The sequence below is a fragment of the Allocoprococcus similis genome (assembly GCF_054660775.1).
The window spans coordinates 1-19,951 of record NZ_BAAHSG010000021.1 but is presented as its reverse complement, the minus strand read 5'-3'; the positions used below and the strand labels follow the sequence as shown (position 1 = coordinate 19,951).

At 40.9% G+C, this 19,951-nt stretch carries 22 protein-coding genes, 7 tRNA genes, 1 rRNA gene and 1 pseudogene; 10 read left to right on the top strand and 21 right to left on the bottom strand.

Annotated features, from left to right (window positions below):
• Positions 1-149: 149 nt before the first annotated feature.
• The 4 genes from ACYQ5K_RS10800 to ACYQ5K_RS10785 all read right to left on the bottom strand — a co-directional run bounded on the left by ACYQ5K_RS10800 (position 150) and on the right by ACYQ5K_RS10785 (position 2,461).
• On the bottom strand, positions 150-323 hold the full coding sequence (locus tag ACYQ5K_RS10800; RefSeq protein WP_173689159.1) for a chorismate--pyruvate lyase: 174 nt from the start codon (positions 321-323) through the stop codon (positions 150-152).
• A 27-nt stretch (positions 324-350) separates the two neighbouring features.
• Positions 351-1,697: an FtsW/RodA/SpoVE family cell cycle protein gene (locus ACYQ5K_RS10795; RefSeq protein ID WP_173689160.1), complete on the bottom strand. Its 1,347-nt coding sequence runs from the start codon at positions 1,695-1,697 to the stop codon at positions 351-353.
• Positions 1,684-2,025 carry a PadR family transcriptional regulator gene (locus tag ACYQ5K_RS10790; RefSeq protein WP_173689161.1) on the bottom strand — a complete coding sequence of 114 codons (342 nt, stop codon included), beginning with the start codon at positions 2,023-2,025 and terminating at the stop codon, positions 1,684-1,686. Before ACYQ5K_RS10790 ends, ACYQ5K_RS10795 begins: the two co-directional genes overlap by 14 nt.
• Before the next feature lie 187 nt (positions 2,026-2,212).
• Positions 2,213-2,461 carry a hypothetical protein gene (locus ACYQ5K_RS10785; RefSeq protein ID WP_173689162.1) on the bottom strand — a complete coding sequence of 83 codons (249 nt, stop codon included), beginning with the start codon at positions 2,459-2,461 and terminating at the stop codon, positions 2,213-2,215.
• A 136-nt stretch (positions 2,462-2,597) separates the two neighbouring features.
• Between ACYQ5K_RS10785 and ACYQ5K_RS10780 the strand changes: the two genes are divergently transcribed.
• From ACYQ5K_RS10780 to ACYQ5K_RS10755, 6 genes are all read left to right on the top strand, one after another.
• Positions 2,598-2,669 (top strand) — tRNA-Glu (locus tag ACYQ5K_RS10780).
• Positions 2,670-2,704: 35 nt separating this feature from the next.
• Positions 2,705-2,777: transfer RNA gene (locus tag ACYQ5K_RS10775), tRNA-Thr, on the top strand.
• 28 nt (positions 2,778-2,805) lie between these two features.
• Positions 2,806-2,879 (top strand) — tRNA-Ile (locus ACYQ5K_RS10770).
• 20 nt (positions 2,880-2,899) lie between these two features.
• Positions 2,900-2,973: transfer RNA gene (locus ACYQ5K_RS10765), tRNA-Asp, on the top strand.
• Between the two features lie 22 nt (positions 2,974-2,995).
• Positions 2,996-3,068, top strand: a tRNA-Val gene (locus ACYQ5K_RS10760).
• A gap of 26 nt (positions 3,069-3,094) precedes the next feature.
• Positions 3,095-3,180, top strand: a tRNA-Leu gene (locus ACYQ5K_RS10755).
• Between the two features lie 110 nt (positions 3,181-3,290).
• Here ACYQ5K_RS10755 and ACYQ5K_RS10750 read toward each other — a convergent pair.
• The 12 genes from ACYQ5K_RS10750 to ACYQ5K_RS10695 form a co-directional block, all read right to left on the bottom strand.
• Positions 3,291-3,515 (bottom strand): HPr family phosphocarrier protein, encoded by a 225-nt coding sequence (locus ACYQ5K_RS10750; RefSeq protein ID WP_117559445.1) that lies wholly within the window; start codon positions 3,513-3,515, stop codon positions 3,291-3,293.
• Between the two features lie 94 nt (positions 3,516-3,609).
• Positions 3,610-4,887, bottom strand: coding sequence for a RuBisCO large subunit C-terminal-like domain-containing protein (locus ACYQ5K_RS10745; protein WP_195231520.1), 1,278 nt, complete (start codon positions 4,885-4,887; stop codon positions 3,610-3,612).
• A gap of 76 nt (positions 4,888-4,963) precedes the next feature.
• On the bottom strand, positions 4,964-5,689 hold the full coding sequence (locus ACYQ5K_RS10740) for a GntR family transcriptional regulator (RefSeq protein WP_195231518.1): 726 nt from the start codon (positions 5,687-5,689) through the stop codon (positions 4,964-4,966).
• Positions 5,690-5,712: 23 nt separating this feature from the next.
• Positions 5,713-6,318: a class II aldolase/adducin family protein gene (locus tag ACYQ5K_RS10735; RefSeq protein WP_195231516.1), complete on the bottom strand. Its 606-nt coding sequence runs from the start codon at positions 6,316-6,318 to the stop codon at positions 5,713-5,715.
• Between the two features lie 20 nt (positions 6,319-6,338).
• Positions 6,339-7,592, bottom strand: coding sequence for a Tm-1-like ATP-binding domain-containing protein (locus ACYQ5K_RS10730; RefSeq protein WP_195231514.1), 1,254 nt, complete (start codon positions 7,590-7,592; stop codon positions 6,339-6,341).
• An 84-nt stretch (positions 7,593-7,676) separates the two neighbouring features.
• Positions 7,677-8,681, bottom strand: a complete 1,005-nt coding sequence (locus ACYQ5K_RS10725) for an N-acyl homoserine lactonase family protein (protein WP_195231512.1) — start codon at positions 8,679-8,681, stop codon at positions 7,677-7,679.
• 83 nt (positions 8,682-8,764) lie between these two features.
• Positions 8,765-9,724 (bottom strand): ABC transporter permease, encoded by a 960-nt coding sequence (locus ACYQ5K_RS10720; protein WP_195231510.1) that lies wholly within the window; start codon positions 9,722-9,724, stop codon positions 8,765-8,767.
• Positions 9,725-9,735: 11 nt separating this feature from the next.
• Positions 9,736-10,689, bottom strand: coding sequence for an ABC transporter permease (locus ACYQ5K_RS10715; protein ID WP_243259275.1), 954 nt, complete (start codon positions 10,687-10,689; stop codon positions 9,736-9,738).
• Complete coding sequence (locus ACYQ5K_RS10710) at positions 10,673-12,199, bottom strand: sugar ABC transporter ATP-binding protein (RefSeq protein WP_195251159.1); 1,527 nt, start codon at positions 12,197-12,199, stop codon at positions 10,673-10,675. The genes ACYQ5K_RS10715 and ACYQ5K_RS10710 overlap by 17 nt, the downstream gene beginning before the upstream one ends.
• A gap of 94 nt (positions 12,200-12,293) precedes the next feature.
• Positions 12,294-13,418 (bottom strand): sugar ABC transporter substrate-binding protein, encoded by a 1,125-nt coding sequence (locus ACYQ5K_RS10705; protein ID WP_195231509.1) that lies wholly within the window; start codon positions 13,416-13,418, stop codon positions 12,294-12,296.
• 294 nt (positions 13,419-13,712) lie between these two features.
• On the bottom strand, positions 13,713-14,021 hold the full coding sequence (gene trxA, locus ACYQ5K_RS10700) for a thioredoxin (RefSeq protein ID WP_195231508.1): 309 nt from the start codon (positions 14,019-14,021) through the stop codon (positions 13,713-13,715).
• Positions 14,012-14,470, bottom strand: coding sequence for an RrF2 family transcriptional regulator (locus tag ACYQ5K_RS10695; protein WP_195231507.1), 459 nt, complete (start codon positions 14,468-14,470; stop codon positions 14,012-14,014). Before ACYQ5K_RS10695 ends, trxA begins: the two co-directional genes overlap by 10 nt.
• A gap of 195 nt (positions 14,471-14,665) precedes the next feature.
• On the opposite strand from ACYQ5K_RS10695, the gene ACYQ5K_RS10690 reads away from it, so the two are divergent.
• The 3 genes from ACYQ5K_RS10690 to ACYQ5K_RS10680 all read left to right on the top strand — a co-directional run bounded on the left by ACYQ5K_RS10690 (position 14,666) and on the right by ACYQ5K_RS10680 (position 16,751).
• Positions 14,666-15,754: a sensor histidine kinase gene (locus ACYQ5K_RS10690; protein WP_459777551.1), complete on the top strand. Its 1,089-nt coding sequence runs from the start codon at positions 14,666-14,668 to the stop codon at positions 15,752-15,754.
• On the top strand, positions 15,739-16,443 hold the full coding sequence (locus ACYQ5K_RS10685; protein WP_459777550.1) for a response regulator: 705 nt from the start codon (positions 15,739-15,741) through the stop codon (positions 16,441-16,443). Before ACYQ5K_RS10690 ends, ACYQ5K_RS10685 begins: the two co-directional genes overlap by 16 nt.
• A 164-nt stretch (positions 16,444-16,607) precedes the next feature.
• A complete protein-coding gene (locus ACYQ5K_RS10680) occupies positions 16,608-16,751 on the top strand; it encodes a hypothetical protein (protein ID WP_173689167.1) in 144 nt (47 codons plus the stop codon).
• Between the two features lie 77 nt (positions 16,752-16,828).
• On the opposite strand, the gene ACYQ5K_RS10675 is transcribed toward ACYQ5K_RS10680, so the two are convergent.
• The 3 genes and pseudogenes from ACYQ5K_RS10675 to ACYQ5K_RS10665 form a co-directional block, all read right to left on the bottom strand.
• Positions 16,829-17,713: a DMT family transporter gene (locus ACYQ5K_RS10675; RefSeq protein ID WP_459777549.1), complete on the bottom strand. Its 885-nt coding sequence runs from the start codon at positions 17,711-17,713 to the stop codon at positions 16,829-16,831.
• Positions 17,714-17,827: 114 nt separating this feature from the next.
• A complete protein-coding gene (gene pdxT, locus ACYQ5K_RS10670) occupies positions 17,828-18,400 on the bottom strand; it encodes a pyridoxal 5'-phosphate synthase glutaminase subunit PdxT (RefSeq protein ID WP_195231503.1) in 573 nt (190 codons plus the stop codon).
• A pseudogene (locus ACYQ5K_RS10665) lies at positions 18,400-18,783 on the bottom strand (beta/alpha barrel domain-containing protein); the annotation flags it as partial. The gene pdxT and the pseudogene ACYQ5K_RS10665, both read right to left, overlap by 1 nt.
• Before the next feature lie 12 nt (positions 18,784-18,795).
• Here ACYQ5K_RS10665 and ACYQ5K_RS10660 point away from each other — a divergent pair.
• Positions 18,796-19,578 (top strand): aminotransferase class I/II-fold pyridoxal phosphate-dependent enzyme, encoded by a 783-nt coding sequence (locus tag ACYQ5K_RS10660; protein ID WP_173689173.1) that lies wholly within the window; start codon positions 18,796-18,798, stop codon positions 19,576-19,578.
• 109 nt (positions 19,579-19,687) lie between these two features.
• On the opposite strand, the gene ACYQ5K_RS10655 is transcribed toward ACYQ5K_RS10660, so the two are convergent.
• Together ACYQ5K_RS10655 and ACYQ5K_RS10650 are read right to left on the bottom strand one after the other, a co-directional pair.
• Positions 19,688-19,759, bottom strand: a tRNA-Asn gene (locus ACYQ5K_RS10655).
• Positions 19,760-19,847: 88 nt separating this feature from the next.
• Positions 19,848-19,951, bottom strand: a 23S ribosomal RNA gene (locus ACYQ5K_RS10650); the annotation flags it as partial.

Below are 19,951 nucleotides of genomic sequence, written 5' to 3'. Positions count from 1 at the left end.
TCGGGAATAGAGTTTACACTCCCTTTATTAAGTATGCACATTCATTTTCCTTAATATTTCCTGAAAAATTTCTAAACAGAAAATTACATTAAAAAAAAGAATGTGCTCCGGCACTTTCCAGTCCCAGGGCACACCCATTTTCCATACCTTTATTCAACAATTGTATACTGAAGTAATTCATAATGAAGGCGGCTTCCTTCCCGGATCTCTTCCGGAAGAAGTGCTCTTGCTACCATCTTTGCCTCTTCCTCCGGCAGATCGGTCCGCTTCAGCATCGCATAGTCTCCGTCGATTCTCTCTACAATATAATCACAAACCAGCATTTTGTTCCTCCTCTTTTTTCTTCTATCTTAGCTCGCCGTCGCTCTTTTTTCAACTACAAGCTCAGGAGTTACATTCTGATGCCGGTAAATACTCAGCAAAATTCCCATCAATACTGCTGAAACCATCTGACCGCTTCGTCCATATCCGAAGAACAGACACCAGGCTCCCTGACCGAACCCGGATACTCCAATGTTCGCCATCAGTGACAGTAGGAACTGAATTGCCAGAACCATCACACAGCCAAATCCCATCATCATACCAAGCTGGTTCTTCTGCTTCAGCGTGCTTCTTAAAAACCAGCACAACAAACCGGCAATTATTGCAATACAAAGAACCATCACAAGAATTCCACAATACCCCGCAATTCCAAGCATCATATAATCCGCGGAACTGATACGGTCCCCAGTCCAAAAGTCCTCTACTCCGGTGGCGCGTCCAACTGCCATACATTTCGACAGTAGCTCCCGTACTGCCCCAAGCGTTGTTCCTTCCATCATTTCTGACTTATTCACTGTAAACATCGCCAGGATACGGCTTTTCTGATATTCCGCACCAAAGAAAAAAAAATATGCCAGTATGCCAACCGGAACTCCAACAACACTGATACCTATTCCGGTCATCACCTTTGTAACCGCAACCTGATACCATCCCTTTTCCAGTGCAAGCATCAGCATAAAGATACAGGAAAGTCCAACCGTCCCTGCCATCACAAGATCCGGACAGGTGATCAGGATCCCTGCGATAAGCAGCATCCAGACTGTGGCTTTAAGAACAGCACCATATCCTTCTCCCCGGTACTGATACAACACTGCACCATACAATGGAAGAAACAGCCAGCTCATCAGCGAAAGACTTACAATGAAGCCGCCTACTCCAATCCACCTTGTCGCACCATTGACCTGAAGGGCGAAAAAATGTCTCATCAGAACCAGCAATAACAGATACCCACCGGTCAGAAGCCTTGCATGCTTTCCTATCCAGCTGTAATCCATATAGCACACCATGATCATAACCGGAAATGCTATCGCTATTCGGAATATCTGCCGGATCCCTGCAACATATCCATAGTTTTCATTTTGTTGCAAAAAGAATGCCGCAAAAATTCCACTCAGGATTTCCATCAGAGCGATCACCAGAATTGCTTTCCACGGCATCTTCGGTCTGTGGATCTGATCCATCTCCACACCGACTTCAACCGGATCGCCCATCTCACGTACTGCAGATTTTTCTGCCTCCGCCTCTGTCATTCCTTCTTCAAGAAAAGCCTGTTTCTGGTCTTCGATATGATCTTCCACTTCACGTGCGATCACCGGACACATCTTTTTACAGCGGATCTGGCTTGTCAGCAGTTCCAGATAATCACGTCGTTCCAAAGCACACACCTCCGATCACCTGTAAAATAGCTTCTGAATACTCTTTCCATTCTTCTTTTTTTACTTTATACTGCTTTTTTCCTTCTTTTGTAAGCTGGTAATACTTCCTCATCTTGCCTCCGGCTTCCTGCTCATATACGGTAAGCCATCCTTTCTCTTCCATGGAATGCAGAAGCGGATATAAGGTTCCCGCTTTCAGTTCAAATACATTGTTCGACTTTCCTTTCAGAGTGTCGATCATCTCATATCCATACATATCCTTCTCTTCCAACAGACTTAAGATCAAAAGCGTCGTACTCCCTGATATCAGGCTTTTATCAACTGCCATCTCGTTCTCCTTTCTTATATCGGTCATCTATATATTATCTGTTTGTCATTATATATCGGCAATCTATATACGTCAATACTTTCACTGGAATTTATCTCTTCTTCATAAGTTTTTAAGATATTTCAGGATTTCTTTATCCGCCCGTCACATTCTTTCCATAATTTCCCGTTATACTAAATGCATAAAGTTAAGGGACGCCGATAATCCTATACGATATCAGCTCTGTAAGGTTATCAGGATGTCCGCCTAAAAAATCAGGCATACGTCTTTGACTTATACCTTTTATATATATCTTCTCTCTACTCTGCCGATACAGTTTTGTATCGGCTCTTTTTTTATTCTGTAATTCTTTTTCTCCTTTCCTCTTTCCTGAAAAAAATTCTTTTTTAATATAATAGAAATGTCCCCGGTGTATCATGCCTTTTTTATCTGTCAAAATATTTCTGCAAAACCTTCTGATAAATAAAATAAAAATATTTAACTTTTTTCAAAAAAACACTTGCAAAAAGTATAGCCTTATGATATTATAATTTTCGGTCACTGTTGTAACACAGTTCAACAAAATTGATTTTGGCTCCGTGGTCAAGCGGTTAAGACATCGCCCTTTCACGGCGGTAACACGGGTTCGATTCCCGTCGGAGTCACTTGGTTTAAGCCAATTGTATATACACAGCAATATGCCGATGTGGCTCAATTGGCAGAGCAGCTGATTTGTAATCAGCAGGTTATCGGTTCGAGTCCGATCATCGGCTTTTGTCCTTAGTGGGACGCATTTAATTTGGACCTTTAGCTCAGCTGGTTAGAGCAATCGGCTCATAACCGATCGGTCCCGGGTTCGAGTCCCTGAAGGTCCACTTTTTTTAAAATTTCATATGGCCCGATGGCTCAGTTGGTTAGAGCGCCGCCCTGTCACGGCGGAGGTCGTGGGTTCGAGTCCCATTCGGGTCGCTTAACTGATTATTCAGTTTTCGGGATCATAGCTCAGCTGGGAGAGCATCTGCCTTACAAGCAGAGGGTCATAGGTTCGAGCCCTATTGGTCCCATTTTCATTATAATTTCATAATGATATGCCGCAGTGGCGGAACTGGCAGACGCCCGGGACTTAAAATCCCGTGGGTAGTGATACCCGTACCGGTTCGATTCCGGTCTGCGGCATTAAGTAAAAAGTAGGAGAAACGTTGAATTTACAGCGTTTCTCTTATTTTTTTACAACGAAACGGGAGAGCAAAATCCCCCTGCTCTCCCATCTTTCAGCTCATCCATTCTTATTCTTCAACAGCCCATTTCTCAATCTGTTTCATAAATTTCTCATCTTCTGAAATAACTTTTACCGGCTTCTTATAATCAATTGCCATAAGTCCCAGTACAGATTTGCCATCTGCAATCTGGTTATCTACAGTATGTACTCCGATATCCATCGGTGATGAGCATGCCAGATGCATGAAATCTCTCAAGTCATTAGAAGTATTTAACATAATTGATTTAATCATTCCCTTTACCTGCCTTCCTTCATTTCATGCCTAGTATATCATTTTTGGATAAAATATACAATATCTAATATCCTATATATTTTCTGCAAAAACCCTAATTCGCATGATATTTCCACAAAGAAAGTGCTTCGCTCAGCTCTTTTTTCTCCCTTGCCGCACTCTCAAAGTCTTCTCCACTCATAACAATCTCAATTGCCTGGCGCATTGCCTTTGCTCCCGCAGTTGCTCCGCCCGGATGTCCCTGTACTGCACCGCCTGCTGCCAAAACGATATCACATCCGACTTCCCGGATATATTTTTCCACCATTCCTGGATGAACACCTCCGCCGATCGAAGGCATGGATGCTTTCAGATGATAGAACGGCAGTACCAGCTGCTCTATCGTCTGCATATATTTCTGGTAAGATAACGGATAACCGCCATACGGTGTATTGACCATCACAATATCCGCTCCCGCAAGACGCGCCAGTTTTCCAACCGCCAGAGGGGAAGACATTCCATTTAGAGTTCCCTCATATACCATTCCAGAACCTGCTGCATGCCCTAAGATTGGAAGCTTTGTCTTCTCGGCAACCTGCTTCAGCGCACTGTATCCAATGGCAGCAAAATTGATCATAATTCCATCTGCTCCCGCATCCTCAACAGCCTTCACGTTATCCATGATCTCTGCTGTCCCGCTTGTCACATTCACAAAATATTTTACATGATTTCCGCTTTCCTCATAAGCGGCTTTCGCTGCTTTCCTAAATGCTTTTACACGGTCTGCCGGATGACTGTAGGACGGATTTCCCAAAAGCTCATCATCCTTAATAAAATCCACGCCGCCAAGTGCCGTCTGGTAGAATATCTTTGCACCCTCTTCCGGAGTCAGCCCTGTACACGGCTTCACCATATTCAGAAGAAATGGTCTCTCCTTCACTTTGGTATACTCCCGGATTCCATCGATGCCGAACTGTGGACCTGCGAATTTCTTTGTAAATTCTTCCGGGAATTCGATATCAAGAAGCTTTACCTGTGCAGAGGTCGAAGCATCATTTCCAAGCAGGGAAGTGATCAGAAGTGGAAGATCATTCCCGAAATTTACCGCCGGATATGCAATCTGGATAATATACTTTCTCTCATCCTCTTCAATCTGTGTTGCCAGATCCAATGCCGGAATATCGAAAATATTAACAACCTTTCCCATATATTTTTCCCGGATCTCGTCCGTGATCCCCGGAATCGGAATCCAGGTTCCGATCGTCTGCCCAACCGCCAGTGTCGATGCTTTTTTTATCACGTCCACTTCTTTTGGCAGTTTGATATAATAAGATGCAATTACATAATTCTGTCCATGAATATGTTCCGATAATGCATAAAGTACTGAATCCATATTTTTCCCTTTCATTGAAAAAAGTCCAGGTACCGTTTCCGATACCTGGACTTTAATTACAATTGCTATCTGCTTCCTATGCTTCCTCATGAAAATAAGCACTGGAACTATACGGAATATCTTCCGTTCTTTTCTTAAGGTTCTTTCCCAATAAATGATAAATCAATTCACTGTCATGATTCTTCAATGCTTCCAGATAGCTATCATGTTCCGCTATCATATTCCGTCTGGATTCTTCTTTCAGAAGTAATTTCTGACCATAGACCAGTTTAAAAAATGATAAGTTATCCCATAAGGACTCAATCATTGAACACACTCTGTCTAACTGACTCGCTTTGTAAATTGAGAAATGATACAGTCTGTTCTGCTGGTATACCTCGATCGCATCAATTGAATCCTGCGACACGATCCTCTTATATTCTTCTTGAATCTTTTCCAGATTCTGTATCTCTTCTTCTGTGATCTTCTCACATGCATATCTCGCTGCCACCGGTTCCAGAGCAGTTCTAGCAATGTAGATCTGTCTTACATCTTCTTTTGTAAGTGTAATGAGTCTTGTTCCTGCATACGGGATTGACTCCGCAAGCCCTTTCTTCTCCAGATTGCTGAGTGCCTCTCTTATCGGCATTCTGCTGACACCTAGCTGGCTTGCCAATTCTTCTGTGTTCAGCTTATCACCCATGGATAACTTCCCACTCATAATCCATTCCATCAGCTTATCAAGCACCAGATCAGGGAGCTTATTATGTTGCAGTACCTCCCTGTTCAAATCATTCATTGTTATTCGCCTGTCAGATTTCATATAGCTTTCACCTATCGTAATATTTACAAGCCAAGCTTCGAAACGGTTGCCTTTAAAATTGCTATCTGTGCTGTCTCTTCAATCAGTTCTGCTGTATGCTCTGCATTGATAGCATCCTTTCCAACTGCCACTAAGCCATGATCAACGAGTAAAAATCCCGGCACTTCTGGATACTCACTATATATTTCTTCTACTAATGAAAAATACTCTTTTCCAACCATTGCAGCCGGCACATTCAGTGTCGGAATATCTGCGCACATCTTTAATTTGGAATGCCATGTCGTTCTCGGCAAAGCTTTCTCTGTAGATGCCCACGCAATGGAATATGGAGAATGTGTATGCACTACAGCATTCACATTTGGACATATTCTATACAACAAACCATGTAATAAAGCTTCTCTTGTAGGTTTTCCTTTCCCCTCGACCAGATTTCCATCAAAATCTGTGATAACAAACCCTTCCGGTGTGCTGTCAATAAAAGAACTTCCACTTGCTTTTACGATCATTAAATCTTTTCCAGGAACTCTCGCACTTACATTTCCACCGCTTCCAGTCTGTATACCTCTAGTATAAGCTCTTTTGCAGGCAATGACAAGTTCCTCTGATATTTTTCTGACCTGTTCATCCATAAATCCATTCCTCCTCGCATCTACTTATAGCTTACTTCTTCACCAATTATTCCTCTTTCCTTCAGTTCATCGATCATATGATGTGCTGCCTGGATTCCCCACTCTTTTGTATCCAGATTTCCAGGAATCGTTATAATCTCAACATTTGGATTGGTGATATTTTTAATCTTTCTAAAAATAATCTCATCTACTTCAGGGTAATATAATTCTTCACCTTTTCTGGTATTATGCCTCATTCCGTCTGTAGGGATCAGCAATTTTACCGGATAATCAATTTTATTTACACGGTCCACAAATCTCTGTGTTGTAATCTCAGCTTCATCTGGAAGGAGCTTAATATGTGCAGTATTTGCATTATGCATCATATAGACTCTCTCATCCATGCGTTCCGGAAATTCACCAACACAAAAGTCGATAAAGTCAAGTCCCCCAACACTGATAACCAGCGGAACCTTCTTCTGTACACCTTTTACCAGGCGGTACTTTGCATCTTCCCCATAGGAGAATCCACCTTTGAAATATTCCTGTGTAATCTCATGTGTTGTAAGATCCAGAATCCCATTGATCAGACCATCCTCTGCCATCTTCTCCATAATCGCTCCGCCAACTCCTGTAGTATGGAAACCAATCGCCTCGATTCCAAGACGCTCCAACTCGTCAACTGCTGCACAAGCCCCCACATTTGTAATGCCCATCAAGGTAACACCTACCACGATTTTCTTACCTTTTTCCAGTGGTTTCCCGGCATTTTTCACCATACCTACACAGGCCGCACACGCATTTGCAATAATCTGACGGGTCACAAGATTCAGCCCGGTAAAATCACAGATTGATGGGATTGTAACAATATCCTTATCTGCTACGATACTCTCAAAAGTTTTTCTTCCGGATGCAACGGTTGTCGCCATAACCTTCGGAACGCCAATCGGAAGTCTTTGCATCGCTGCCGTTGCCATGACGGTATTCTGGAGTCCGCCTGCAGAAACGATTCCATCAATCTTTCTCTCCTGATAGATTTTTTCCACATATCCGGCTACTGCCTCTGTCATAAAACTAATCTTTTCGCCCTTTGACTTTGGCTCCATATCCTGCCATGATACACCAGCCGACTCAGCTACTTCTTCTCTTGAAATGTCGTATCCCTTTGACGGATCTGGCCCTGTTGCCACATCAATAACAAGTGCTTTTACACCTTGCGCTTCAATCAGTTCACGCATATAACAGATTTCTCTGTATTTGGTATCACAGCTCCCTATGATTGCAATTGTCTTCATTTTGTTTCTCCTTTATGAAAGAATCTGGCAAATACAGATATTGTGAAGATTATCAAATAACCTTCACAATATCGGATCTACTCACTAGCTGAAGCTAAAATATTTTTTCTCTGCTCCTGTAGCAGCTTTTTTAGCATCTTTATCAATAATTGCTTTTCTGTATTCTTCATATACAAAGTCAGTATCCTTTGCACCGATTACCGGAAGTTTATTGTCATGTGAGCTTTCATATTTTTCAACTGCTGCTGATAAGATTGTATCATGAGCAAGCAGAAGATGTTTGTGCGGATCTACACCTGCTTCTTTACATCTTCGAATGGTATCACGGATTGTCTGCCATGCAGCTACGATATCTACATAACGTCCCGGAGGACAGATGTCATAATGCAGTTCATCCTGCATTTCCTGTGGTGCATCTACGTTACCCATTACGAATACCGAATCACCAACACAGAAGTATGGTCCGTCTTCTGTTTCAACAACGATTGTCATATGTCCTGGGCAATGTCCAAAGGATTCATATACACTTACGCCTGGAACAATTTCAACTTCACCTTTTACTGTTTCAAATCTTTCCTTTACACCTTCCTGATCGTAAGGAGCAATGAATTCATCTCCACATGTTACATCACCATCTTTTGCAATAATCGGACGGCAGTATGATTTGTAGTGAAGCGGAATCGGATTGTGTGCATAGTTCCATTCAGCTTCGTTGCAGATGAAACGTGCTTTTGTAAATTTTTCAAGATAAAATACATGATCCCAATGTAAATGTGTAAATAATACAATATCTACATCAGATGGTTTGTATCCAACCTGTGCAAGTCTTGATTCGATGTCGTCGATTCCCTGTCTCTGAAGAGATGGTCCATGATGATATTTGTCTGCATGCTCTGTCCATGACATTCCTGTATCTACAAGGATTAACTGATCGCCGCCTTCAATCAGAAATGTAAAATCCGGAAGCTGATCTAACTCATTAGAAATACCAAGTTTCTCTACATATTTTTTACATGAAAAATGATACCAGTACTCCAGTGGTTTTGTCGGAATATATCCGGAATTAAGTGGTCTGATTGTTAATGCCATAATTAAAATCCTCTCTTTCTCTTAGTTAAGCCTTTTAGTTCGTTATCTTAAAATTGCCACCAATTTTAATTCATAAATACGTGTTAAGCTGCATTTCTTTCCTGTCTTCTCTTTGTATAAGTATCGAATAATACCATTGCGATGATTACGATACCTACTACAAGTCCCTGTGCGAAAGATGAAATTCCTTTCAGGTTCATTACGTTTACAATGATTGTCAAGATCAGAGATCCAATCACTGTTCCAAGAACACCACCTTCGCCTCCCAACATAGATGTTCCACCGATTACAACCGCAGCTACTGTTTGTAATCCATAACTGTCACCCATTGCAGCATCTGCCGCATTCAGTCTTGCTGTGATCAACATTCCTGCAACACCTGCACACATACTGCACATCATAAATGCGGATATCATAATCTTCTTAACCGGAATCGCTGCATATTTTGCAGCTACCGGGTTAGATCCATAAGAATATACCTGTCTTCCATATGTAGTCCTTTGAAGAAGTACATATATTATAATGACGACGATCGTTGCTATAATAATCAGATTCGGGATCGGTCCCGTGTATCCAACACTAATCTGTGTAAATCCTTTTGGCAGGTCATAAATAACTGCTCCCTGCATTACAATTACTGCAAGACCGCTCATAACCCAGTTGGTTCCGTATGTAGCAATGAAACTCGGTAAGATTCCTGCAAGTAATCCGTTGATACATCCAACTACCATTCCGATTAGAATACCGATCAGAAATGCCACCGGAATAGAAACACCTGCTTTCAGAAGTCTTGCACAGATACATCCAATAAATCCTGCTGTCGCACCTACCGAAAGATCCATTCCTCCGGTAAGAAGTACTGCTGTAAGTCCTGCACTTAATACCAGAAGTACACTTGCCTGTCTGAAAATAGTGATCAGATTATCTATTGTTCTGAAGTTCGGTGCTATAATTGCCGACAGAATAATCAACACGATCAAACCAACCAGACTATAAAAAACTTTTGAACTTTTAATCTCTTCAAATATTTTCTTTGCCTTCATGCCATGTCCTCCTATTCTTTTGCGCGAATACGGACAACCGCATCGATAATAATTGCTGCCAGGACAATTGAACCGATAATTGCATTCTGCATAATTGACTGAACGCCGATTACGTTAAGTCCGTTCTTGATAATCTGAATCAGCAGTACACCAAAGATTGTACCTGTGACACCGCCTTTTCCTTCTCTTAATGAACTTCCACCTAACAGAGTTGCTGCTACTGCCTGGAATTCCCATCCGGTAGCTACGATCGGCTGACCGGATTCAACTCGGCAGAGAGTGATGATTCCGGCAATTCCTGCGATAAACCCTGCAAATGCATAAGTCTTGATCAGGTATTTTACCGGGCTGATACCTGCGAGTACCAGTGCTTCTTTGTTTCCACCAAGTCCATGGATATTGGTACCGAATTTAGTCTTTTTCAGTACAATCCATACGATGATGAATACAACAACTGCCACCCATACCATAAGTGGAATCATCAAAATTGTTGTCTCTGTTACAATTCGATAAGTAAAGCTTGAAAAGTAAATAGAAGATCCTGCTGTAAGCAGTAAGGAAATACTATTTACAATGTTCTGCATACCGTAAGTTGCGATAAACGGAGGAATATTTCCTTTCGCAACAATCGTTCCGTTGATCACACCGATCAGAACCGTACATAACACCGCAATGATCATTGCAACTTCAAGGATGATTCCTCTCTGTGCCAGAAATACTGTAAATACTGTTACAAAACTGACTTGTGCTCCAAGTGAAAGATCAGTTCCCTGTGTCAGTACGATACAGGTCTGTCCAAATGCCAGAATCATAAGCGGTGTAGACTGGATCAACACATTTCGGAAGTTTGAAAACGAAAAATAATGTGGATCCATGAAGCTGAATACTGTGATAATAACAATCAGCATATACGCGACTGGCGGGATATTTTTTAATCTCTGCTTTACACTAGCTTTCTCCATCATCCGCACCTCCTGCTCCAAGCATCATTCTTGCACCGATTGCTTCGGAATTGAACTCTTCTGTTCCGCGTTTTACTTCGTCAACGATCTTACCTTCATGCATGATATAGATACGATCACTCATACCGATAACTTCAGGAAGTTCCGATGAAATCATGATAATTGCTTTTCCCTGTACTGCAAGCTTATCCATAAGTCCATAAATTTCCATCTTTGCTGCAACATCAATACCACGGGTTGGTTCATCAAAAATGAGAATGTCCGGGTCAAAACTCAGCCATTTTGCAAGAACTACTTTCTGCTGGTTACCACCGGAAAGATATTTACAGGCTTTGTTTACGCTGGTTGTTGCAATTCTCAACTGTTTCTTATAATCAAGAGCAATTTCTTTGATTTTTTTATTTGAAATAAAAAATCTTGGGAAAATTTTCTTCAAACTTACAGCTACCGTATTAAGGGCAATTGATTCATCTAGGGCAAGTCCCTGTTTCTTTCGGTCTTCGCTTACCAGACCGATGCCAAGCTTCGTTGCCTGGATTGGCGATTTCGGATGTACCTCATCCCCTTTGATGTAAACCTTTCCTGATTTGATTGGCTGGATTCCATAAAGCAGTTCTGCTGTCTCGGTACGTCCTGCACCAACCAGACCTGCGATGCCAACGATTTCTCCTCGTCTTACTTCCAGGTTTACATTCTTTACCTTGTCGCGGTAATCGCAAAGATTTTCTGTACGAAGTGCGATTCCTGTATGTTTGTTTTCTGATCGTACATATACCTGAGATACGTCACGACCAACCATCATATTTACCAGTTCTTCATTTGTACAGTCATTGATTCCTACGGTGCTGATCTTTACTCCGTCACGGAGAATTGTAATTCTGTCACCGATCAGCGGGAATTCCTGCATTCTGTGGGAAACATAAATAATTCCAATTCCCTCAGCCTTCAGTCTGTGGATCTGTGCAAACAAAGAATCTACTTCTCGTTCTGAAAGTGTTGCTGTCGGCTCATCAAAAACCATGATCCTTGGTTTAAACGAAAGAGCTTTGGCAATTTCTACCATCTGCTGTTCTGCTACGCTTAAATTCTTTACATAACTTTTTACGTTGATATACTCACAATTTAAGGATTTCAGCAATTCTGCTGCTTCCTTTTCCATTCTTTTATGGTCGATCAGACCAAATTTGTTCTTATATTCTCTGTTCAGGAAAATATTCTGTGCTACAGTAATATACGGAACCAATGTAAATTCCTGGTATACCGCAACGATTCCTTTTGCCAGTGCATCCTTTGTTCCATTAAATTTTACAACTTCATTGTCAAAAGTAATTTCTCCTTCTTCTGCCTTATATGCCCCCAAAATTACTTTTGCAAGTGTACTTTTTCCTGCACCATTTTCACCTACGAGAATATGAACTTCACCTTCTCGAAGATCAAAATCGACATTATCCAGTGCTTTCATTCCCGGAAAAAGCTTTGTAATATGCTTTGCTGTTAATATTGTCTTTCCCATTTTTTCACCTCATCGTTTTTTCCGAACCTTTTATCATATTCTCCCCTGACATAATTGCCAGGGGAGAATGGGTGAAATACTTTTAATCTGCTATTTACTGAATAACCTTCCACCAAGCAATGTTTTCTTTGTAATTAGCTACTGATTCACTTGTAATCAGCGGATCGTTTGCTGCTGTCGGGAATGGGATGAATTTGCCTTCCGGCTCTGTTCCATCATTCAGATATTTTACTGCATATGCACATGCGATATATCCAGATCCGTAAGGGTCTGTATTATATGTAGCAAACATTTCTCCTGATTCTACTGCATTTGTAGCATCAACACTTCCATCAAATCCAGCCACAAGAACATCATTCATACCAGCTGCTTTTAATGCCTGAACTGCACCTAATGCACTTTCATCATTACATCCGATAACACCCTGTACATCTGTGTATTTCTGGATCAGGTTTTCTGTTACTGACATACCTTCTGTTCTCTTGAAGTTTGCTGTCTGAGAAGCTACAATCTTGATATCCGGATATTCTGCAAATGCTTCTTTAATACCTTCCAGTCTTTCGATTGCATTTGCTGCCCCCGGAGGACCCTCAAGAATAATCACATTTCCTTTTCCATCAAGAGTTTCTGCCATCTCAGTTGCGATTGTCTTACCTGTTTCTTTGTAATCAACACCTGTTCTGAGGAATGTGTCTTCTGATGCAGGAGTTCCGATTGTGATAACGCTGATACCGGCTTCTTCTGCTTTTCTTACACCTGGCATAATTCCATTTGAATCGGCACAGTGAACGATGATAACATCCATATCCTGCTGGATCATATCTTCCATAATCTTAACCTGCTCTTCTACACTGTCCGCAGTAGACGGTGCCTGTGTTACAGCTTTGAATCCCATATCTTCACCGGCTTTTTTAACGCCTTCAGCCTGTGCTATCATATAAGGATTGGTTGTGTTCTTGGCAATGTATCCGATCTTGTATTCCTTGTCCGCCTTTACATCAGTTGAAACCTCTGCTCCAATTCCCTTAATTGGAAGCTTGTCTGCATCCACTACAGTTGCACTTGCACGTTCAGACGAGGATGATGACTTAGAATCACTCGATTCAGTCTTGGATCCACTGTCTGACGGTGTTTCTTTTGTAGGAGTACTACATCCTACAAACAGTGTACATGCCATTGCTGCCGACACTAACATTGCTACTAATGTTCTCTTCTTCATTTTCTTCCTCCTTTGTTTTCTCCGATTGGATATCGGATATTGGATACAATCTTGTTGTATTTAATATAGCACCGCAACACTACTATGTCAATATCGAATAGTATTTTTATTTTCTTTTCTATATTTTTGTGTATTATACACAATTTTCATTTTTTATTCCTGTGGATTATCACAACTGCTAATTTTTTATCAATAAGAAATGCTACTCTTTTTTTAGTACCAACGAAATTATCCTCTGAAATACAAAAAGGATGTGCCTGGGCACATCCTTAGATAACTTATTCTATATTCTGCTTACCGAATCAGCTGTTCCAGCTCACTCTTTTCCTGAACTCCTAAAGTTCTCTCTGCGACCTTTCCATCTTTGAATACAAGAAATGCCGGAATTGACATTACCTTATATTCTCTGGCAAGCGCCATCTGCTCATCCACATTCACCTTACCTACCTTTACATCTGTAAGCTCCTGTGCGAGCTCGTCAACGACCGGTCCCATTGTCTGGCATGGTCCACACCATGTTGCCCAGAAATCTACCAGTACTGGTTCTTTTGCATTTAATACTTCTTCTTCAAAATTCTCTGTTGTTAAATTGATTACTGACATGATAGACATCCTCCTGTTTCATTATCTTTTTCTTCTTTAAGGGCAGTAAGCCGTTCCTCTACTTTCTGGATCGTGATTCTTTCCAGATAATCATTGCAGCTCCTGTTCATCCCTGTTACAAGTTCATCCATAACTGCAGACATCCCACTTGCAACCAAACACTTTTTATCCGGGTTTCCTGAACGCCAGGATGCTTTTACAAGCGTATTCTCCAATGCGTCACTGATCTGCCTCAGCGTAATCTCCGAATTTGCTTTTGCGATCCGGTAACCGCCTCCCATGCCTTCTCTTGTCTCGATCAGACCGGCTTTTTTTAGTTTTCCCATCACTCTGCGTATGCATACAGGATTTGTACATACATTATCTGCGAGTTCTTCACTTGCAATAGTAGCATTGTTGCGATCCAGAAATACAAGTGCATGAACTGCTATTGCAAATTCGCTTGTCACGCTTCTCCCCTCATTTCTTATATGTTAAACTGTAATTTTTTAATTACATTTTATACTGTAACAATATCATATACAGTTTTTCATGTCAACCTCTTTGCCTGGATTTTGTTATGATTTTTTATCCATGTTGACATTTGCGAGGAAATATGATAGTTTTTTTGTGAAAATTTTGTTTATTTATGAGGATTATCTGCTATGAATAAATTATTACATAACAATACACTTTTCACACTCACACTACTTGGCATCGCGACCGCACTTGCCTTTCTTTTTTTCTCATTCGTTTCTGAAAATACTGCAAACATCGCATTACTTTATATTATTGCCCAGATCTTGATTGCACGATATACGAACGGATACCTGTACGGCCTCTTTTCTTCTGTTTTCTCCGTAATCTGTATCAATTTCTTCTTTACCTATCCGTTTTTCCGACTGAATTTCACATTGAGCGGCTATCCGGTCACATTTATCGGAATGTTGATCATTACACTGCTCACCACAGCAACCACCTCCCGTCTGAAGAAACAGACAGAAATTCTTGCAAAGCAGGAAAAACAAGTACAGATCGCACGTCAGGAAGCCCTTCGTGCCAACCTGCTCCGTGCAGTTTCCCATGATCTGCGTACACCACTGACCAGCATTATTGGAACCACTTCCTCTCTTCTTTCTGATGGTTCCATCTTATCAGATGCAGAAAAAAAAGAGCTTCTTGAAAATATTGAAAATGACTCCAGCTGGCTCCTCAATATGGTTGAAAATCTTCTCAGTGTAACAAGAATCAATGATACCGTTACACACCAGGTCAATAAAACACCGGAAATCGTAGAAGAAGTCGTCTCAGAAGCGGTACAGCGTCTGAAAAAAAGATTTCCTTCAGCAAGCATTGTCGTCCATGTTCCGGATGATTTTCTGATGATTCCAATGGACGCAATTCTGATCGAACAAGTGCTGATCAACCTTCTTGAAAATGCATTGATCCATTCAGGAAGCAGCCATGCTCCGGAGCTTACCGTCACAGATCATCCGGACCACGTAGCCTTCTGCGTCAAAGATTTCGGACACGGTCTGAACCCGGACGATATTCCGGATATTTTCAGTGGCATCTGCCACAATACCGGTTCTGTCGACTCCCACAAGGGTATGGGGATCGGCTTATCAATCTGCAAGACGATCATTGACGCACACAGTGGTTATATCGAAGCCAAAAATCACACCAATGGTGCTTTATTTCTGTTTACATTACCAAAAGATGAGGAGGAAAACATTCCATGCAGCCAAAAGTAAACATTCTTTTTATCGAAGATGAACGAAATATCCTTGCATTTGTAACAAAGCTTTTGTACGGACACAATTATAAAGTAACAACTGCCGCAACCGGTACCGAGGGACTTCAGCTGATAAATTCCCTCTGTCCTGATCTCATTCTTCTTGATCTCGGGCTCCCGGATATGGATGGGCAGACGATCATCCGGCAGGTTCGTGAGTGGTCTGACTGCCCGATCATCGTCATCTCCGCCCGCACAAATGAGCGTGAAAAGGTAAAAGCACTTGATCTCGGAGCTGATGACTATATCACAAAACCATTCGGCTCCGCAGAACTCCTTGCCCGTATCCGTACCTCACTCAGACACAGCAACCGGATGAATACTTCATCCGATCAGCTCTTCCGCCCTTACAAATGCGGCGACCTGGTACTCGATTTTGAAAAACGTACTCTTACCGTTTGTGGAGAAATTGTTCACCTCACTCCTATCGAGTATAAGATCCTGGTATTTCTTGCACAAAACTGCGGAAAAGTTATGACCTACTCTTCGATTATCAATAATGTATGGGGACCTTATGCCGACGATAATAACCGGATTCTCCGCGTAAATATGACAAACATACGCCGTAAAATAGAAACAAATCCGGCAGATCCTAAATATATTTTTACTGAAGTTGGTGTCGGATACCGTATGAGTGAAGAGCATTAGTCCGGTTCCGCATGGCATAAGCACGAGAGATTATATTGCACTCTCATGATCAGAGTATGTCGTTAAAGTTCTGCTAAGAAAGCTTTCAATCTCTTTTCAAACCATAAATTTTTTCATAAAATATCTTTGTCAAAAGAAATACAAAGAACTGGAGTGAGAGAGACATGAATATTGGAATGTTACTTTTGGTTATAATTGGAGGCTTTGCAGGTCTTTTTTCTACACTTTATATTTGTATCAGTCTTCCATTCACAATTGTATGGAAGATCTATCGCCGGGTTGCCAAAGGTATCCCGATCATGAAGTAGCTGTTTCGTTTAACATCCTAATTCCAAATAAGAATGCCGGAGCAATTCGTGTTCCGGCATTCGTCATCTTTGTTCTATTATTTTTTTTCTTTATTTGTAAGATTACACATTACAATTGCTACCATCACAAGAACAACCCCGAATATTTCTCCTGCTGATAAAGTTTCTTTATATAATATTACACCAATCAGGGTAGCTGCAACCGGCTCAACTGATGCCAAAATAGAAGCTTTTCCATTATCCATATTTTTAAGGCCGGCAGTATACAGGCAAAATGCAAGCACTGTACTTAAGAAACCAAATAATAATGACCATCCCATCATTTTTATGCTTGCGCAGCTTACTTTGAGTACTTTTTCAAAATTGCATAAAGGAATCACACCGATTGCCGCAACAAAAAAGGTATAGAACGAAATTGTAAAACTATCATATCCTTTTTCTAATGCAAAGCGACCAAAAATTGAATATAATGCATATCCAAATCCAGCACCAATACCTATTAAAATTCCTTTTCCACTAAGTGCCTGTGAACTTCCAATAATTCCAGTAACAAACACACAACCGACAAAAGTAAGTACCAATGCAATTGATTTTCTTCCTGTAAATTTTTCGTGAAATAAAAAATATGAAAGAACCATAACAAAAGCCGGTGCCGTATAAAGAAGTACCGCTGCAACAGATAGTGAAGTCATCGTAATCGCTCTGAAATAACAATAATTAAAAAATACAATACTTAATAATCCAGTTCCCAGAAAACACCACAAATCTTTGAACTTTATCTTTAATAAGCTTCTGTTATAAAATAGCAAAAAGAAAAACAATATACATGTCGTGGCAATTGCCCTTACAGCAACAATATCCAGGGATTCTAATCCACATTTTTCAAACTTGCGTACAAAAATCCCCATGCTTCCCCAAAGTATCCCTGCCAGAATTACCATTCCTGATGCAAGTTTTTTCATTATCCTGCCTCCTTATATCCAAAAAGGATGATAACGCAACAAGCATTGTTGCGCAATCACCCTCGAAATACTGTTTTTACTATAATACAAATATGCAGGACTGTCCAGTCTAAATCAGACTGAATCTTTTACTATATCTAAAAATTTTTGATGGATTCTGATATCTTCATCCAGTTCCGGATGAAACGCAAATGCAAGCTGATTGCCATATCTTACACCAACCGTTTTTCCTTCAACAACCGCAAGAACTTCCACATTCTTTTCAGCAGACTCTACATACGGTGCCCGGATAAATGTCATTGGTACAATTCCAATTCCTTTTACCTCAGCTTCCGTATGAAAACTTCCAAGCTGCCTTCCATATGCGTTTCTCTTTACGCAAACCGGTAAAGTTCCAAAATGCTTTAGTTCATCATTTTCCAGGTTTTCAGCCAGAAGAATCATTCCCGCACAGGTTGCCAGTACCGGCATCCCATTTTCAATTTTTTCTTTCAGAATCTCATACATTCCAAGTTCTCTTAAAAGTTTTCCCTGAACCGTACTTTCTCCTCCTGGAAGAACCAGTCCGTCAAAATCCTGTTCCAGATTTTCTGCCTTTCTAAGCTCTACACAGTCAGCTCCCAGTTTTTCAAGCATTTTTTCATGCTCAATAAAAGCTCCCTGCAATGCCAATACGCCTATTTTCATTATTTTCCTCTTTCTGCCATCAAAAGTTCAATTTCCTGCTCGTTAATTCCTACCATGGCTTCTCCGAGGTCTTTTGAAAGCTCTGCGATCAGTTTTGCATCTGTATAATTTGTCACCGCCTGTACAATTGCAGATGCTCTTTTTTCCGGATTTCCAGACTTGAAAATACCAGATCCAACAAATACACCTTCTGCTCCAAGCTGCATCATAAGTGCTGCATCTGCCGGTGTAGCTACACCTCCTGCCGCAAAATTTACCACCGGAAGTTTTCCCTTTTCATGTACATATGCTACCAGTTCATATGGAACCTGAAGCTGTTTGGCCGCCTCAAAAAGTTCATCTTCCCTCATACTTGTAATCTTTGCAATCTCGCTGTTCATCATTAAACGGCGAAAATCTATGAAAGCTTTCATGTTCCATACCACTATATTGATATTGATAAAGAAGGCATTTCTGTATCTTCACTGGAAAATCAGAATATCTCTGTCATTCATATCTCACCGTCCCATCACTTTCCCACCGGAATTGTAATGCCGATCAGCAGACGATATGAACTACTCGGATGGGCTGCCCGGAAACCAGACCGGTATATTATAGAAGACGATTATGACAGTGAACTTCGTTTATCTGGAAAACCTGTTCCTACGCTGCAAAGTATTGATGTTTCCGGCCACATTATTTATATCAATACCTTTACAAAAACACTGTCTTCGACTGTCCGAATCAGTTATATGATCCTTCCTGAGACACTTGCAGAAAAATATTATGAAACTCTTTCCTTTTATTCCTGCACGGTTTCAAATTTTGAACAATATGCTCTGGCTAAATTCATGGCGAATGGAAGTTTTGAAAAACACATAAACCGTCTCCGAAACTACTATCAGACAAAACGGGATTCTATTTTATCTACTTTTAAAAACAGTCCTCTGGACAAATATATTACAATCACAGAAGAGGAGTCCGGTGTCCATTTTCTAATGCATATCAATACACCTAAGACCGAAGAACAGCTTCTGCTGGCAGCGCGCTCCAAAGGAATTAAACTTGCACCTCTATCCGCCTACTATAATGGTTTTACTGACTCTTCTGTTCTAAATACTTATGTAATGAATTACTCTTCTATCAACCTGAATAATCTTGATCAGATTGCTGAATCTCTATATCAGATTGTTAAATAATGAAATCAAAATCCCTCTGTAGAACGTTAAGTTTACAGAGGGATTGAATTCATGAGATTACTTATTTTTCGCAAATAAAAAACTGTAAGCACTTGCTTACAGTTTTTAACTCCCCGAGTTGGGTTCGAACCAACGACCCTTCGGTTAACAGCCGAATGCTCTACCGCTGAGCTATCGAGGAATATTAAAGATACTTTCATGTACCTTCAAAACCACATACAAACTTAAATCTTTACTCCATCCATTTTCTCTTACCCTGTCCTACCTTCTTGGTTATGCCCTCGACCGATTAGTAACAGTCAGCTCCATGCATTACTGCACTTCCACCTCTGCCCTATCTACCTTGTCGTCTTCAAGGGGTCTTACAACTTAC